The organism is Corynebacterium sp. HMSC067D03 (genome assembly GCF_001811185.1).
GTDB classification, from domain to species: Bacteria; Actinomycetota; Actinomycetes; order Mycobacteriales; family Mycobacteriaceae; genus Corynebacterium; species Corynebacterium coyleae.
In genome coordinates this window covers 1-835 of the sequence record NZ_KV803801.1, presented here as the reverse complement: position 1 = coordinate 835, position 835 = coordinate 1, and the positions used below count along the sequence as shown (strand labels likewise).

The 835-nt window shown below is 60.7% G+C and carries 1 protein-coding gene; it reads left to right on the top strand.

Annotation, left to right across the window (positions count from 1 at the left end):
* Positions 1–785: IS3 family transposase (locus HMPREF2785_RS11515; protein WP_141750633.1), on the top strand; the 785-nt coding region annotated here is incomplete at its 5' end.
* Between the last annotated feature and the right edge of the window lie 50 nt (positions 786–835).

Below are 835 nucleotides of genomic sequence, written 5' to 3'. Positions count from 1 at the left end.
CCGGTGGCACACCGCGGGCGAAACGCGCGGCGATTACCGATCTGGTTATCGAGATCTTCAACGAGCACAACGGTTTTGCCGGGGCGCGCACTATCTACCGGCAGCTTCAGGCCCAAAACGTTGCAACCACGCTGTATGCGGTGCGAAAGATCATGGCTGACAACACGCTGCACACCAAGTACCGTCGCGCGTTTAAACGCACCACGATCCAAGACCCGCAGGCGAGCGCACGTGCTGATCTGCTTCGGCGCCGTTTCTACCCCGCGATGCCGACAACCTATCTGTGCGGCGACATCACCTACCTGCGCACCGCGCAGGGGTGGATGTATCTGGCCGTCGTGATCGATCTGAGCACACGGATGGTTGTCGGGTGGCAGATCGCAGACCGGATGAGTGCGCAACTTGTCGTCGACGCGCTGACCATGGCGCACGCGGCCGGTTTCGTCGCGGGCAACGCGGTGTTTCACTCCGACCGCGGCTCGCAGTACACCTCGAAGCAGTTCGCGCAAACAGCCAAGAAACTCGATGTGCGTTTAAGCACCGGCGCGGTCGGTGTGTGCTGGGACAACGCGGTTGCGGAGTCGATGTTTTCCACGTTGAAGCTGCATCTGCTGTACGAAAAGAAGCAGTTCGCGTCGAAGTTCGACGCCCGCTACGAAGTCGGACACTGGATCGAGGCGTACTACAACCGCCGCCGCATCCACTCCACCACCGGGCTGATCCCCGCCGAAGCAATGCGCCAATTCAAAACCCGCTGCGCCGACACACACGCCGCCGCAGCCTAACCCCCACAACCAAACACAACGGGTTTACCCGTCCACAAAATTTGACACAG